This is a genomic window from Vibrio qingdaonensis (assembly GCF_026191675.1).
GTDB lineage: Bacteria > Pseudomonadota > Gammaproteobacteria > Enterobacterales > Vibrionaceae > Vibrio > Vibrio qingdaonensis.
This window is the reverse complement of the sequence record NZ_JAKRRY010000004.1, coordinates 112,661-128,278: the sequence shown is the minus strand read 5'-3', so window position 1 is coordinate 128,278 and position 15,618 is coordinate 112,661. Positions and strand designations below refer to the sequence as shown.

Annotated in this window: 14 protein-coding genes and 1 pseudogene; 4 read left to right on the top strand and 11 right to left on the bottom strand. The window is 42.7% G+C overall.

Features of this window, described 5'->3' with window-relative positions; genetic code table 11:
- Nucleotides 1–17: 17 nt before the first annotated feature.
- Together MD535_RS05445 and MD535_RS05440 are read right to left on the bottom strand one after the other, a co-directional pair.
- Nucleotides 18–2,144, bottom strand: a complete 2,127-nt coding sequence (locus tag MD535_RS05445; RefSeq protein ID WP_102332046.1) for a KAP family P-loop NTPase fold protein — start codon at nucleotides 2,142–2,144, stop codon at nucleotides 18–20.
- Between the two features lie 315 nt (nucleotides 2,145–2,459).
- Nucleotides 2,460–2,840 carry a hypothetical protein gene (locus MD535_RS05440; protein ID WP_102332045.1) on the bottom strand — a complete coding sequence of 127 codons (381 nt, stop codon included), beginning with the start codon at nucleotides 2,838–2,840 and terminating at the stop codon, nucleotides 2,460–2,462.
- Nucleotides 2,841–2,973: 133 nt separating this feature from the next.
- On the opposite strand from MD535_RS05440, the gene MD535_RS05435 reads away from it, so the two are divergent.
- The gene (locus tag MD535_RS05435; RefSeq protein WP_265673910.1) at nucleotides 2,974–4,011 is read left to right on the top strand and encodes a phage integrase; all 1,038 of its coding nucleotides are present in this window, start codon (nucleotides 2,974–2,976) and stop codon (nucleotides 4,009–4,011) included.
- A gap of 111 nt (nucleotides 4,012–4,122) precedes the next feature.
- Here the strand turns inward: MD535_RS05435 and MD535_RS05430 are convergent.
- The 3 genes and pseudogenes from MD535_RS05430 to MD535_RS05420 all read right to left on the bottom strand — a co-directional run.
- Nucleotides 4,123–4,263: pseudogene (locus MD535_RS05430) on the bottom strand (L-threonine 3-dehydrogenase); the annotation flags it as partial.
- A gap of 128 nt (nucleotides 4,264–4,391) precedes the next feature.
- On the bottom strand, nucleotides 4,392–5,423 hold the full coding sequence (gene tdh, locus MD535_RS05425) for an L-threonine 3-dehydrogenase (protein WP_265673909.1): 1,032 nt from the start codon (nucleotides 5,421–5,423) through the stop codon (nucleotides 4,392–4,394).
- A gap of 128 nt (nucleotides 5,424–5,551) precedes the next feature.
- Nucleotides 5,552–6,745 (bottom strand): glycine C-acetyltransferase, encoded by a 1,194-nt coding sequence (locus MD535_RS05420; RefSeq protein ID WP_265673908.1) that lies wholly within the window; start codon nucleotides 6,743–6,745, stop codon nucleotides 5,552–5,554.
- Between the two features lie 169 nt (nucleotides 6,746–6,914).
- Between MD535_RS05420 and MD535_RS05415 the strand changes: the two genes are divergently transcribed.
- Together MD535_RS05415 and gloA2 are read left to right on the top strand one after the other, a co-directional pair.
- Entirely contained in the window at nucleotides 6,915–7,838 is a 924-nt protein-coding gene (locus tag MD535_RS05415; protein ID WP_265673907.1) for a LysR family transcriptional regulator, read from the top strand.
- 66 nt (nucleotides 7,839–7,904) lie between these two features.
- Nucleotides 7,905–8,297, top strand: a complete 393-nt coding sequence (gloA2, locus tag MD535_RS05410) for an SMU1112c/YaeR family gloxylase I-like metalloprotein (RefSeq protein WP_265673906.1) — start codon at nucleotides 7,905–7,907, stop codon at nucleotides 8,295–8,297.
- A 17-nt stretch (nucleotides 8,298–8,314) separates the two neighbouring features.
- On the opposite strand, the gene MD535_RS05405 is transcribed toward gloA2, so the two are convergent.
- Nucleotides 8,315–9,046, bottom strand: a complete 732-nt coding sequence (locus tag MD535_RS05405) for an SDR family NAD(P)-dependent oxidoreductase (RefSeq protein WP_265673905.1) — start codon at nucleotides 9,044–9,046, stop codon at nucleotides 8,315–8,317.
- A gap of 314 nt (nucleotides 9,047–9,360) precedes the next feature.
- On the opposite strand from MD535_RS05405, the gene MD535_RS05400 reads away from it, so the two are divergent.
- Nucleotides 9,361–10,131, top strand: a complete 771-nt coding sequence (locus MD535_RS05400; protein WP_265673904.1) for a helix-turn-helix domain-containing protein — start codon at nucleotides 9,361–9,363, stop codon at nucleotides 10,129–10,131.
- Between the two features lie 67 nt (nucleotides 10,132–10,198).
- Here the strand turns inward: MD535_RS05400 and MD535_RS05395 are convergent, their stop codons facing one another.
- The 5 genes from MD535_RS05395 to MD535_RS05375 form a co-directional block, all read right to left on the bottom strand.
- Complete coding sequence (locus tag MD535_RS05395; protein WP_265673903.1) at nucleotides 10,199–10,984, bottom strand: LytR/AlgR family response regulator transcription factor; 786 nt, start codon at nucleotides 10,982–10,984, stop codon at nucleotides 10,199–10,201.
- A 1-nt stretch (nucleotide 10,985) separates the two neighbouring features.
- Nucleotides 10,986–12,035 carry a sensor histidine kinase gene (locus tag MD535_RS05390; RefSeq protein WP_265673902.1) on the bottom strand — a complete coding sequence of 350 codons (1,050 nt, stop codon included), beginning with the start codon at nucleotides 12,033–12,035 and terminating at the stop codon, nucleotides 10,986–10,988.
- Between the two features lie 2 nt (nucleotides 12,036–12,037).
- Nucleotides 12,038–13,369 carry a hypothetical protein gene (locus MD535_RS05385; protein WP_265673901.1) on the bottom strand — a complete coding sequence of 444 codons (1,332 nt, stop codon included), beginning with the start codon at nucleotides 13,367–13,369 and terminating at the stop codon, nucleotides 12,038–12,040.
- Nucleotides 13,369–14,124 (bottom strand): outer membrane lipoprotein-sorting protein, encoded by a 756-nt coding sequence (locus MD535_RS05380; protein WP_390902897.1) that lies wholly within the window; start codon nucleotides 14,122–14,124, stop codon nucleotides 13,369–13,371. Before MD535_RS05380 ends, MD535_RS05385 begins: the two co-directional genes overlap by 1 nt.
- A 151-nt stretch (nucleotides 14,125–14,275) precedes the next feature.
- Nucleotides 14,276–15,559 carry an ABC transporter permease gene (locus MD535_RS05375; RefSeq protein ID WP_265673899.1) on the bottom strand — a complete coding sequence of 428 codons (1,284 nt, stop codon included), beginning with the start codon at nucleotides 15,557–15,559 and terminating at the stop codon, nucleotides 14,276–14,278.
- Nucleotides 15,560–15,618: the final 59 nt, after the last annotated feature.

Genomic DNA, 15,618 nt, shown 5'->3' with positions numbered 1-15,618 from the left:
CTTGAACTCTTGTGTAGCTAATCTATAACTACCTCACCGTCAGCTAAGTAGTGTGCTTTTCCATCAACAATTGAACGTGCAATGACGATATCTTCTCGAGACAATTCACTTTCTTTCACAGTCTGAGATTCTTTTTTGAGCCTATCTAAGTTGAGTACACTACATGCTTTATCTAGATTTACCGAGAGATAATGGCCTTTCACACTATCTGAACCAATCTGCCCTAAAAGGAACCAGCCAACTCTGAAGACATTGTCTTGGCCTATTTCCTTAATAATACTTAGTGCTGCATCCTCATCATAACGCCACAATGGTTTAATTACTTGATATTCCAAAGCTTTTGATTGAAATACATCATCAAGTAAAACTGCGCGAGCTTTAGGAATATATTCTTTAATCATTTTGTTAATTGTTTCTTCATCTAGCCAAGGAGGTTCATAATTTCTTTCATTATATTGAGCTTTAAGCAGAACGATTGAACTAGCTACAAACGGTAACAGAACACACTCTTGCATGACTGAGCAAACAAAAGCTTCTCTGTTCTCTGATTCGCGTAAAGTTCGGTTGAGTAACCTACAGATATTGCCGTAAAGATTGCTCTCAGCAAATAGCCCTGAGTGTAAAATACCAAACCCATCAAGTAGATCTTCTGACAACAATGTGTCCACAATAACTCGAATTAATAGGAGAAGTTCATCATCATTAAACTTTCTTCTGTCCAAAAACATTTCGAATAACTCAAGAAACCTTTTGATAGCTCCATTGGAGATTGCGCTTTCAAGAATATCAATACGTTGACCAGAGCTTTCAATAAAAGTTGCCACATCTTGGTCTGAAACCGAGCCTCTTGGTGTACTAATATGGAGCGCTGTAGAGAGTCTACTGATATGATCCACTCTTCCTGAAGCATCAGCGTCATAAACTTCGTAAGTTTGGTAGCTTTTTGAATCTAGCGAAGGGAAAATTTCCTTCAGTAAGTCTTCATATACGTTGTTTTCATTAATCAAAAGTGCATTATAGATACTAAGGCGTTGCTGCTTACAAAGGTCTGCCGCTTTTTCCTTGTCAAGTGACCCATAATCAAAATAGCCAGAGTTGCGTTTACCTGCATACAGAGCTGGATTTGACTTTATATGGCTATATATCTTGTGGGCTTTTGTTGCGACAACTGATAAAACAAAGAGATCAGTGACACACACTTGATTTTGAACAAGGTTGTAGACGAATTTAAAGTGGTTAAACACTCTCTTAACGTCACGCGGGCTGGTGATTATGTATCGTAGATATCGTTGATAAATATATGCTAATCGATTCTGTTCGTCTTGGTAGTGGGCAAGAGAGAAGTTATCTCCCATCATATCAAAATGTCTATCTACAAGCGCATCTAGATCTTTACTTGTGATTGTTGGTAGTGGAATCCTCAACTGCACAATCTTGTCTATATACTCATTTGCATTGTCGATATTATTAGAAGCCAATACCGACTCTAGGTAATTAGGTTCAAATGCTAAAATGAACGCTGTTCTAGGAAAGTCAGCCACAGCTTTTACCAGACGAAGAACTTGAAAGCACTCCTTAGGAGTTAAACGATCTATGTCATCGATAATGACCACGATTGGCCTATCAATTTTTCTTAAGCTTTCTTCTACTCGTGCCTTTTTACCTGCAATATCTAATTCCTTTAAGTCACTAAGCGATTGTGTTGCATCTCCGACACCCTTGAATACGTTTTCGACTAAACTGCCCCACGGCTCCACACCAGGAACCAATTTAGCTACGCTAAACAACTTAGAATAAGAAAGAAGTTCTTCAGCTACTCGCTTTCCTTCTTCTGCATGATCTGCAAGGCCCAATTGAGAAGTAAACTGAATTAAAAAATCCTGAAGTAACGACTCGGATTGACCGTTCGCCCAAGCGTTGTATTGAACTAAAACAGGGGGAAAATCCATTTGACTAAAGACTTCCTGCACCATGTTCAATATTGAGGTCTTTCCTTGTCCCCACTTCCCTTCCAGAGAAACCGTCAAACATGGAGCATCGGCTTCAAGAACTAAAAGGCTAGCTATTTCTTTTGCAAAATGTTGTCTATTTAGTTTATCTTCGCATTCAGACGCAATAGGTTGGTCATTGTTATAACTAGTCATATATCACACAAAATAAGGAGTATAAGAGCTTTAATATCTCATTAAAGCAATTATCAAGTTTTCGATAAAAAGTTCAGTGACTGGATATGCATATCCAGAACTAAGCAGCTCAACATAGTAACATGCACAACCAAGTACATAAGTATGCGTGAGAAAAATTAGAGCAAACAGATTACAAAATAAATGTTACGAGCAATTACTCTAAACAAGTTTGGGGCAAAAATGAGCTAGCCAACTTGCTAATTTAGAAGATCAAGCCGACAGTACGGACTGTAAGTTTCTGGTCTAACTGATTTATAAATTATCACCTCTACATTAAAACAACCCAAACACATTGTTTTTCCCATCTTGTTCAAGACCTTTAATCTGATGGTGTTTTGGCTCTCCACCAAACAATAAAATATACAACTTCCGGTCTTGATACGTCCCCACTACATAGTGGTCTTTTTGTATCACGTACTCGATAGTTTCGGCTTCCTCATCGGTGCACAGATATTTAATATCAACTAGCTTCACCCATTTCAAACCGATCACGTTCTCTGCTTCTATAAACCCACCAAATGGCGCAGTAAAACGGTTACCTAGCTTCAAAACTGCATCAATCATCCCTTGGTTCTTCTTACTTACCCCAATTGGACCATCACTGTTAATTTTGAAGTGACTGTATCCAGCAGTCACATGAATTGATTGATACATAGCAATAACCTATTAGCTTTCTTAGCACTTTGAGATAGGAGCCTAACCTGTGCTTTTTGTCCGATATAAAACATTGTTCTACGTTCTAGCCCCAATTATACTGTTTTTATATACAGTAATTTTAGGCTTTATTATGTCTATCCGCAATTTAAAAGATGGTTCTACTAAATCTTGGCTCTGCGAATGTTACCCGAATGGGCGAACGGGGAAGCGTGTTCGTAAAAAGTTTACGACTAAGGGCGAAGCAAAGGCTTTTGAGCTTCACACTATGAAGGAGATTGACGATAAGCCATGGATGGGAAGTAAACCCGATCACCGTAGAATGAGCGAACTGTTAGACACTTGGTGGACCATACACGGTCATACGTTGAAATCGGGTAAACAAGCTCGGGATCTAATAGCCAAGACAATTGAAGAATTAGGAAATCCAATTGCCTCCCACTTTAAAGAACGAGACTACTTAGACTATCGTGCAGCGCGAATACCCTACCGTGGCAAAAATAAATCTATTAAGATTTCACCAACAACACATAACACGGAATTGATTTATCTAAAGGGAATGTTCAAGAAACTAATTAAGTACAATCAATGGAAATACCCCAATCCACTTGAAGCTATCGAAACAATCAAAACAAGTGAGAAGAACCTAGCATATCTAACCAAGCCACAAATTGAAGAGTTCTTAGTTAACCTGAAAAATTGCAATCGAGTCATTACAGTCTCAATTCCACAGCTCATTGTAATCTCTAAGATTTGCTTAGCCACCGGTGCCCGTATAAGTGAAGCTCTAACTCTTACCCGTTCACAGGTAGCTGAATTTAAACTGACTTACACCGAGACAAAAGGTAAGAGAAATCGAAGTGTGCCCATCTCACCTGCTTTATATCAAGAGATCTTAGAGATCGCGGTGAGCAACCATGAAATTTTCAACACTACTTACAAGGATGCCTGGCGCTACATTAAAAGGGCTCTACCTGGCCACGTTCCGAGTGGACAAGCGACGCATGTTTTACGGCATACTTTTGCTTCGCATTTTATGATGAACAAAGGGGATATTTTGGTGTTACAGCGTATTCTTGGACACACTAAAATTGAGCAAACAATGGCGTATTCCCATTTTGCACCAGAACATTTGATACAAGCGGTACACCTCAACCCATTAGAAAATTAATGGCGACAAAATGGCGACACACACTGTAATCGACCGTTATTTAGCGGTTTTATTAGTCAAAAAGGCGACAGTTTTCACTGTCGCCTTTTACTATTTAGAGCCTGAGTTTATCTATTCCCAATCAAGAATAACCTTGCCAGAAAGCCCACTACGCATAGCATCGAAGCCTGCTTGGAAATCATCAATTTTAAAGTGATGAGTAATGATTGGTGACAGGTCTAACCCTGACTGAATCAAACTTGCCACTATATACAAAAACAAAAATAACCATTAAATATCAATAGATTAAATTTATTACCAATTAAAAATGGCTACAGAATGGCGATAAAAAAGGCAACAGTTTTACCTGTTGCCTTCTGATATTCAAAACCGGTAGTAACCTACTCCCAGTCTAAAATCACCTTACCAGACATACCAGATCGCATCATGTCGAAGCCTTTCTGGAAGTCGTCCACTTTGTAGTGGTGAGTAATGATTGGTGTTAGATCTAGACCTGATTGAATCAAAGAAGCCATCTTGTACCACGTTTCAAACATTTCACGACCGTAGATGCCCTTAATTACCAAGCCTTTGAAAATAACTTGGTTCCAGTCTACCGCCATATCCGATGGTGGAATACCTAGCAGAGAAATTTTGCCACCGTGGTTCATGTTAACCAACATGCTGTTAAATGCTGATGGGTTACCCGACATTTCAAGGCCCACATCAAAGCCTTCCGTCATGCCAAGTTCGCTCATGACATCTTCAAGCTTCTCTTCCATTACGTTAACCGCGCGGGTCACGCCCATTTTTTTAGCAAGCTCTAGGCGGTACTCGTTAACATCAGTAATAACAACGTGGCGTGCACCAACGTGCTTCGCAACAGCGGCTGCCATGATACCAATTGGGCCAGCACCAGTAATCAGGACGTCTTCACCCACAAGGTCAAAAGATAATGCGGTGTGAACAGCATTACCAAACGGGTCAAAAATAGACGCAAGATCGTCAGAGATGCCTGCTGGAATTTTAAACGCGTTAAACGCTGGGATCACAAGGTACTCTGAAAATGCACCCGTTCGGTTTACACCAACGCCTGTTGTATTGCGACATAGGTGAGTACGACCACCACGACAGTTACGACAGTGACCACAGGTAATATGACCCTCACCAGAAACACGATCACCAATCTCAAAGCCACGAACTTCCTGACCAATACCCACAACTTCGCCCACGTACTCGTGCCCGACTACCATAGGAACAGGAATCGTGTTTTGAGACCATTCATCCCAATTGTAGATGTGAACATCAGTACCACAAATAGCAGTTTTCTTGATGCGGATAAGAAGATCATTATGACCCATTTCAGGCTTTTCAACCTCGGTCATCCAGATGCCTTCTTCTGGCTTTAGTTTTGAGAGTGCTTTAATTTTCATGTTGTTACCTATAATTCCCACTTGCGATACAGCAAGTAAAAATACAATTCTAATGTTGAACGAGCGCTATAATTAACGCTCGTTCGTTGACTCATTCAATTAAATACTTGCTTAGTTGTTGGCAAGAATTAAATGATTGCCATGTCTTTACCAACTTCAATAAACGCATCAATTGCGCGATCAAGTTGCTCACGCGAGTGCGCTGCAGACATTTGAGTACGGATGCGAGCTTGCCCTTTCGGTACGACAGGGAAAGAGAACCCAACGACATAAATGCCCTTTTCAAGTGCGCGCTCTGCAAATTCTGCCGCCACTTTAGCGTCGCCTAACATGATTGGGATAATCGCGTGATCTGCTCCGCCCATAGTGAAGCCTGCGCCTTCCATACGTGTGCGGAAGTGCGCCGCGTTCGCCCATAAATGGTCACGCAAATCACCACTTTCTTCTAGTAAGTCTAGAACGCGGATCGATGCATTAACAATTGCTGGTGCCACAGAGTTAGAGAACAAGTACGGGCGAGAACGCTGGCGTAACCAGTCAATGACTTCTTTCTTACCAGATGTGTAACCGCCTGATGCGCCACCCATCGCTTTACCTAGCGTACCGGTAATGATGTCGATACGGTCAACCACATCATGATACTCATGCGTACCCGCACCAGATTGGCCCATGAAGCCAACCGCGTGAGAGTCATCAACCATCACTAGTGCGCCATACTTATCCGCTAAATCACAAATAGCAGGAAGATTCGCTACTACGCCGTCCATTGAGAATACGCCGTCAGTGACGATAAGCGTATGACGAGCACCGGCTTCTTTAGCGGCAATCAATTGCTGCTCAAGCTCATCCATGTTGTTATTTGCATAACGGAAGCGCATGGCTTTACACAAACGTACGCCATCGATGATTGAAGCATGGTTCAATGCATCTGAAATAATCGCATCTTCTTTACCTAAAATAGTTTCGAACAAACCCGTGTTTGCATCAAAACATGACGTGTAAAGAATCGTGTCTTCTTTGCCTAGGAAAGTAGACAGTTTCTGCTCGAGTTCTTTATGGATATCTTGAGTACCACAAATAAAACGTACAGACGCCATACCAAAGCCGTGCTCATCCATACCAACTTGACCAGCTTTAATAAGCTCAGGGTGATTAGCAAGACCTAAATAGTTGTTAGCACAGAAGTTAAGTACTTCTTCGCCTGAAGCGATTTTTACTGCTGCTTTTTGTTGAGAAGTGATGATTCGTTCAGACTTATACAGTCCTTCCACTTTTACTTCTTCAATTTGATCTTGGATTTGTTGGTAGAATGCAGAAGACATCTTAGATTCCTTTTTTATTATCCTAATACCACCGATTTGTAGGGCATAGGTTTGTAGGGAAAGACGGGTACCGTATCGGTCAGTCTTTAATGAAACCATTCTAGTTCATTGTGAAGAAAACAATTATCCCTTAAGATGGAAAACCATTAGTGAATTCAAGGCAACAATAATGTTTGATCATCGCCTCATCAGCTTATTACCGGATCTCGCCTCCTACATTATGGTGGTAAATGAAGGCAGCTTTACTGCGGCCTCCAAAAATCTCGGCGTCACACCTTCAGCTTTGTCGAAAACCATTACTCGCTTAGAAAGCGCGCTATCCGTGAAGTTATTTGAACGAACCACGCGCAAACTCGTCATTACTCAAGCAGGACAAAAAGTCTACGACCAAAGTGTCTTAATGGTAAATGCCGCTCAGCAAGCTATTGAAGTATCCCAATCCGATCATACCGTCCCAAGCGGAACATTAACTGTTGCAGCGCCAGAAGCTTTTCTCAATTCAGTACTGCAGCCCTTTATTACTCCGTTTCTCAAGCAATACCCTGAAATCCAGCTTAAAGTTCGCGCCCTAGATGGCAATATTGATTTAATGAAAATGGGGATTGATGTCGCGTTCAAGCTTACCGATAAGCCAGACGAAAACCTAGTCATGAAAAATGTCGGCCCAACGAATCTCGTATTATGCGCCAGTCCCGATTACATCGCGCAATATGGCATGCCAGCCACACCTCAAGACTTAACCCAACACGACTGTTTGTACCTTGCCGAAACGGCACGAGATAATATTTGGGATTTCTTGAAAGACGATGAATTTCTGACGGTTAAAGTGACAGGTCGCTACGCTGTCAACCAATCTCAACTTCGTTTAAGTGGGGTAAAAGAAGGCTTGGGCATTGGAATATTTCACGATTTTGTGATCAAAGAATCGTTGGCCGATGGCAGCGCTGTTCAAGTTCTCGCAGACTGGACAATAAAAAGTAATTATCATGGTGCTATTGCACTACAGTACGCCCAAACTAAGTACTTACCCGCCAGAATGCGAGTATTTATTGATTATGTCATGTCCGTACTTCCACAGCGGCTTTCGTTATAACGGGTCGATACAAACATCGCCAAGCATGATTAAACACAACACATCCCGGTTAGGTAAAAACGATTTATGTTAAAAGCCACACATCACGTTGCCATCATTTGCTCCAACTACGCCATCTCTAAGCACTTCTATACCCATATCTTAGGTCTTACGGTTTTGGATGAAAACTATCGTACAGCCAGAGACTCTTACAAACTTGACCTCGCTTTGCCAGACGGCACACAAATCGAGCTATTTTCATTCCCTGATGCCCCAACCAGACCAAACATGCCCGAAGCACAAGGGCTTAGACATTTAGCGTTTACCGTCGAAAATATCGAGCAAGCTGTCGAGTGGTTAAGTCAACAAAAGATCCAGCTAGAACCCATTCGAGTGGATGAATACACAGGGAAACGCTACACGTTTTTTAAAGACCCTGACGGCTTACCACTAGAACTGTGCGAAGAGTTGTCATTTTGAACAATATCACGTGTTATCTAATATTGGACATGATGTGTCGATGCCCCATCGACATACCAATTTGCACCTGAAACAAAACTAGCTGTAGGGCTTGAGATAAAAGCGACAACATTAGCAATTTCTTCAGGCATAGCAAGCCGACCCATCGGGTTGCGATCCAGTACACGTTGATATTGTTGCGGCGCGGTGTTTTTACAGCGTCCCCACAATCCATCTTCAGTAAACGTATCACCCGGCGACACTGTGTTTACTCTTAACTCTGGGGCGTGAGTGAGAGAAAGTGATTTCATATAATGTGCAAGCGCAGCCTTGCCTGCACCATAAGCATTGGCATTAGATACCGTGGTTCCGCTCGCCTTCGAACCTATATAGGTTAAAGCTGCAATGGGGGATTTTAGTAATATAGGTACAACAACATCAATCGCTTGTTGAGTCGCCAGAAGATCTTTATAGACAACATCATCCCATTCATCAGACAACGCGCTTACGTTTGGCACAAAAATATCGATATTGGCGATGGAATGAACCCAAGATGTAAACGCGTCTAAGTCATAAACATCAAGAGCTTGACCCGTTGGTTTGATGTTCACATCATCGAAACACTCTAGCGCGGTATCTATTCGTTGCTGGCAACGGCCACAAAACCAAACGTTAGCGCCCTCTTTGGCAAACGCTTTCACAATTTCAGCCCCAATGCCACTTGAGCCTCCTGTCACAACAACATTTCTATTTTCTAATCCTAAATCCATACAACTACTCCCAAGCAGCTATTTTAATGAGCTCTATCTCCAACCTATTCACTTAAAATTTCCTCCCTTATCGCCAAAACGAAAAAAGGATCGAGCGAAAGCTAATCGCTGTAACCGGGATGTCGTTAGATTTAAGGTAATCCGTTGCCAAATAACGATAGCTATAAGATGTTAAAATGTTCATGTGACTCCTCAGCATTCTTTGATCGTTGACCTTAGAATCTAGTATCAATATACATCACCACACTGACAAGAAATCATCACAAAGGTACGAAATATGATACCTTTAAGGGCATATACGGAAGGAGACAAGAATGAGCGAACTGAACCTCGCAATTTGCAAAGAGATAAAACAGCGATTAAAACAGTCAGGTTGGTCTTATAAGAATATTGCGGAGCAGCTTGGAACCTCAGAGGTGAGTATTAAAAGGTTACTTAATGGGCAAAGCCATCTTTCCGTTTCAAAGCTTAATGAGATCTGCGAGTTAATAAAAGTACCTCTATCCAAAGTGATAACAACGGCAGAGGACGCCATTAAAACCGTTTCGCTCTTCACTTCGGAACAAGATTCTGCATTTTATGACAAGCCTGAGCTGTATACTATTTTCCATGAAATTGTGAATGAAAATGCGAACTCATCACAGCTGATGACTGTATTTAATTTAAACGAACCTTCAACCTACCTTTACCTACGATCGCTAGAAAAACTCAATCTAATTAAAATGTTAAAAGGCTCAGACTTTGTACTTCAGGTACCTAAAAGTACCGCTTTTTCCGAACAAGCTAAGTTCCCTCTACTATTCAAAAACTGTGTCATTGAGAGTGTGCAAAAACACGTGCAAGTAATTTCACCCAATGACAAAAACGCTTACTTTATCACTTGTAAGCTTCGTCTCACTCAGCAAGAATTTAGCGACTACAACCTGAAACTGGAACAGTTAATGTTCGAGGCACTACGGCTCAGTCAAACGAGAAATTCGGCGACGCCAAACACCCAGGAATACACCATTATTGATATGGCTGCGAAAGGTGTTCACCATCCCAAATTGGCATTGCCCAAAAATATTGCTAGCGATCTAACATAAGTAGCGCACTATCCGTATATAAGACCGATCTGATTGTGAAGCGTGACGAATACTGGTCAGCGTTTTTTCAACGAAAAAGTGACTGCATCGCTCGACTAACGGGGAGCTTATTATCAGCGATATAAACGTACATCTTACCTGTTATGTCTTTTTTTACTTTATCGAGTCGCTCTACATTGATTAATGTTGAGCGATGTATCTGCCAAAATCGGTCTGGATCCAATTGACGAATTAGCTCTTTTATCGAGCTACGTAGAATATACTCTTGATAGCCTCCTTCGACTGACGCAATCAAGGTGATGTACTTATCTTCCGCTTTCGCATAGACAATATCATCTACGGCAAGTATATGAATCTCATCATGCTTCGTCGCTTTTATCCACTTGGTGTAGTTGGTAGTGCCGCCAACGGAAAGGTGCTCAATCTTCGCCATTAATGTTTGCATTGTGCCGTCAGTATCTGAGGATGCTAAGCGCTGTTTAACCCGCTGACAGGTTTCAAGAAGTCGCTCTTCTTGTACTGGCTTAAGAACGTAATCAATAGCGTTCGCCTCGAAGGCAGAGATTGCATATTGATCAAACGCCGTAACAAACACAATGAGTGGTGCGGTCAGTTGGTTTTTCTTTTCCAGCGCGACCAGCTGGTTGGCGACGTCAACCCCCGACATTCCCGGCATTTGAATATCAAGAAACACCACATTAGGTTGGAGTACTTTAATGGCCTCTAATGCTGATTCTCCATTTTCACAAGCTTCGACAATCGTCAATTCAGGCCATGTTTCTGCTAACATCTTATCTAAATGAAATCTGAGCAATGGTTCATCATCGGCAATAATCGCGGTCACTGAATTCATTTTATACTTCCTTATTTATCGGTAACGGCAAGGTGATGGTTGATACTACGCCCTTCTTCTGTCCGGCACTAACAGAAAGAGAAGATGCTTTGCCGTATAGTGTTGATAAGCGCTCTTTCACATTCGCTAAACCAATGCCGTTGCCCGTCCCAATATCATTTTCTGCCCCGCCGAAGCCACAACCAGAATCAATCACCTGCAAAGTACAGACGCCCTGAACTATGCTGCCTTTTATTTGAATATGCCCACCAGCCACATTTGGCTCAATTCCATGGATCACCGCATTTTCTACCAAGGGCTGCAATAGATACGGTGGAAGATGGAAGCTTGCGAGTTCATCTGTTATCTCGATGTTATAGGTTAACCGAGGCCCCAACCGAACCTGCTGAATACCAAGGTAAGCTTCAATTAATGCGATTTCAGACGCCATGTCAACATAGCTTTCTCTGTGCCGGGACATTGAGCCTCGCAGTAACACTGTCAGCTTGTCCAACACTTCTTTCGCTTGACTAGTATCGTAATCAATCAAGACATTAATGTTTGCCAAAGTATTGAATAAAAAATGCGGCTCGATTTGGCTTTGTAACTGTTTAAGTTCTGATTCAATCAACGCTCTATCTTGTGTTGCTCTGTCTAGTTTTGCCTGCTCGATTTGTTGCTGGAGCAAAAACTGTTTTTCTTGAGCATAGAAAAAGTAAAATGAAATCGCGGTAAATATTACACCGAGCAGTAAAATAGGTTTTAGCCCCTGCCACTCATCAAACCCCGGATATTGCTTTAGCCACAGATAAGCATTCAGCGTACCTAAGCACACTGCCCCAACAAGGGACAAGCCAACCGCCACCAAGTTGAGCTCGGCGATTTTCGGTAGAAAACGTTGAATGAACCATGAGCATGCCACCGCACTATAGCCATAACCTAAACTAATGATCGCATTTTCTAAATAAGATGCCGCCCAAATTGATGAAGTAAGCACAGCAATCGCAAGACAAAACAACGTTGTAAAGATCATCGATTGCAACAGGTTAGAACCTTTGCGTCCGCATTGCATAACTAGAACCTTCCTTTTATGTTTATCAACATGTTATAGCGATCGGGTAAGTTTGCATATACGGATTTACTCTTACCCGTCACATAACGTGCAGCCAGCTCCAAGTGCAAATTCGAATCCCCCGTATCCATAATTACGAAATCCAACCATTGCGTTGCAATCACTCCACCATCTTCAGGAGACAGCATCAGATCTATCTTTGGAGTCAGTCGATCCGTTAAGCCCAATCCACGGCTCCAATCCCAATGGCTCCATGCCGCAGGGTCAAGCGACCAGTGTAACATTACGCTATGTTGTACAAGATTTTGTTGTGTATAACCTAGCCCGTAGGACTGAGCAACTAAAGGGTGTACTTGGGACGTATTGTCATAAGCCGTCTTCCATGTTTGCTCGCTCCACGCCCTTTCATCAAACCAATATTCCGCAATCACACTATGCCCGGCCTCATTAGCCCATGTTACCCCCATAAGATACTGCACAGCATTGTGGCTCTCTTTTAGTTCTGTAGGAGCGGCGTCCTCAAACTGATAATTCAAATAGCGGCGCTGCATCATGGCCGAGGAGTGAAACTCCCATGACTCGCCAAATACGGTGACAAAGCTGCCACCAATAAGACCCTGCCGGACATTGTCATAATAACCAACAGCCTGTATTTCTGAATCTCCACGCAAGGTGTAATAACGTGCACCTACCCCTTGCTGCTGGTTCGCTTCATCAAAATCAGAGCTGGTTAATTGCGTCCAACTAGAGTCTGTTGCGATCAACGTCCACTCAGAGCTCGCACCATAATGAGACAACGCCAACGTCCCTGCGCCCTCTTCAATTTGAATGCCAACCGGATTACGGCGGTATGGATTAAACAGATCCAGCACTCGATATCCATAACCTACACCCCAGTCTATCCGCGCCTTTCCCAATAATACGTCAAGTTCTACATCACCAAACGACACCTGAGATTCATACACGGCTTCCCTCACGACAGCATCAAACTCTTGCTCTCGGTAAGCACTCGATGATGATTCAGCATCATTCAAGAGATCACTTCCCAGCAAAGCAACATTCGTGGAAAACGCCTTAAACCCAACACCAATATCAACCAATCCATTCACGGTTTGAACGGGTTCTCGGTTTTTTTCAGGAAAAAACACTGAGTCTTGCTCCCCTACACTTTGCAAGTTAAGTTGGTAGTCCACCGTTAGCATCAACGATTGTGTCCATGGTCCAGTAAGATCACTACCATTGCTCTCCTTTGCCAACCCTGTCGATGGGACGAGTACCCCTAACGCGAGGCAAACGAATACCGGTACATATTTAACCTTGCGTGCCACGAACATTACTCTATCCCTAGCTGCTTATTTTTTGATAAAAACGCCGGGTTATAGTATTTGCTCGGCAGCGAGTAAGGCTCTATCGACTGATATTCGATCACCGTCTTTTTGTTTAATTGTATTTGGTCTTGCAAAACCATGGCCGTCACGCGGGGTTTTCCCGCTCTGATCCCTTGTTTAAAATGCGCTTTTTTCGCTAGCTTTCCAGAGCGTAAATACAGATCGGCTTGAATTGGAAACGCATTCTTGTCATCAATCCACAAATCTATCTGCTGGTAACTGGCACCCGTGGTTTTTGCCGTCAACTTGAGCTTTTTGGTGTTTTGTACTGTCCCATCTAATGCCGTTATTTCTTCCGTTTTTAGAATTTCACCTTGATAGTCCTGACTCCATGTTAATGTTGAAATATCACCTACCGACGCCTCACCCAACAGTTTTTGCATTGGGGTTATACGAATAGGACGGCGACTTTTCGGCATCAGCAACCAGTAGTTATCGCCCAGCATAAGCATCTTTTGCCCTTGCTCTACTTTGGCTTTAAACACCACTAACGATTCACGATTGGGCTTTAAATACACATCGTACAAGCGTGTTTTGTCCAAGTTATCATCTTGATAAAGTTTCACTTCTGACACGACTCTAGATGCCTCTGAGTCTAAACGATAATGGTCAGCTTGTTCGATTAAGGCACTGGCTTGCGTTAGGTTTTCATCGACTGAAAGCACGCTGTCAGCGAAACTCGGCAGCGTCGTTAAAGCCATTATGGTGGCAACAAGCCATTTCGCTCTGATTAGGTGACTCGATGACTGTTGGTGACCTTTCTTTTGGTGACACCGCTTTGTGTAACCTAGCTTTTGATGACATAGCTTTTGGATAGTTGAGCGGTTAATAGTTGAGCGGTTATTTAGTAAATTAAACATAAGCGAGTGCCTCCGTAATTGGTTTTTTTGCCCCTTTACGCGCAGACATAAAAGCAGCAAACATACAGATGAACAAAATAGCGAGTGACGAATAGACAGCAACTTGAGGCGAGAATATGATCTCTAACGGATAACCTTCAGACCGTCCTGGAGGCGGTGGCATTTGAACATCAGCGACTTTAAGAAATAAGGTCGTCGCAAGTGCTAGTCCTGCGCCAATCGCACTGCCAATCACCGCAATTAACATTGACTCTCTCACAAAACCGCCCACAATTTCACGCGGATAGCTGCCTAGCGCTGACAAGGTGCCTATTTCGCGCGTTCGCTCTGTCACCGTCATCGTCATGGTGTTAAACAAGGCAACGAACACCACTAATGCCATCACTAAACCCAACACGCCAAAGATGCCGTTATACAATCCACGAACTTTATGATAGAAAAATGCTCTGTCCTGCCATGGTGTCGTCTCTAGGTTTTGCGCTGAAGTGTCGCCCTGATTGTGATATTGATTAAGCCGCTGCTCGACATCAGCCATCCCTTGCTCTGTATATTTAGTATCAGAAAGATACACTGACAACGTGCTAATGCGGTCTGTACTTAATAAATCTTGTGCTGCCAAAAGCCCAACATATATCTGACGCTTATCCATCTCAGGAACGCCAGTGGAGTAGATCCCGGTAACTTGGAAGTCCATCGCATTAAGCGCGCCATCACTTGTTGTAGCAAGTAACGTCACCCAATCGCCTTCTGCTACCCGTAAATTACGCGCTAAGTCTTTGGCTATCATGATACCGCTATCATCCTGACCTTCTGCGCCAGGCTGATTGTCACTTTGACTCGCAAGTACCGCGCCGGACTGCATATCAACAACGCCATCACGAACGTCAAACTCACTGGGTTCAACACCATTACCGATGAAAATCGCTGACTTTCTACCGTTAGATATCAAGCCTGAAAAATACACTCTCGGCTGGATGCTTTTTGCATGCTCAACCCCCTTCAACAACGCGATCAGCTCATTAGGTTTGGTTAAGCCATTTTCTAATGGCGTTTCTTCCTCCGACGTAAAGTATCCCGTTTGAGTGACCGTGATATGCCCCACATCATTGGCTGTCGACTTTTCAAGTGATTGATAGGTAAACAATCCAAAGCCCGCCGCAGCGGTCAACGCAAAAATAGCGATAGCAACAATGGATAAAGACAAAATTGTCCGCCTGCGATTACGCAGTAAATACAACAGCGGCATTTTGAATGAATAGACGGTGCGCATGATCATAATCTTTCCCTTTTTTTTAATTGGTAGCCATAGCCATTACTCGTCTGAATAACGAAGAC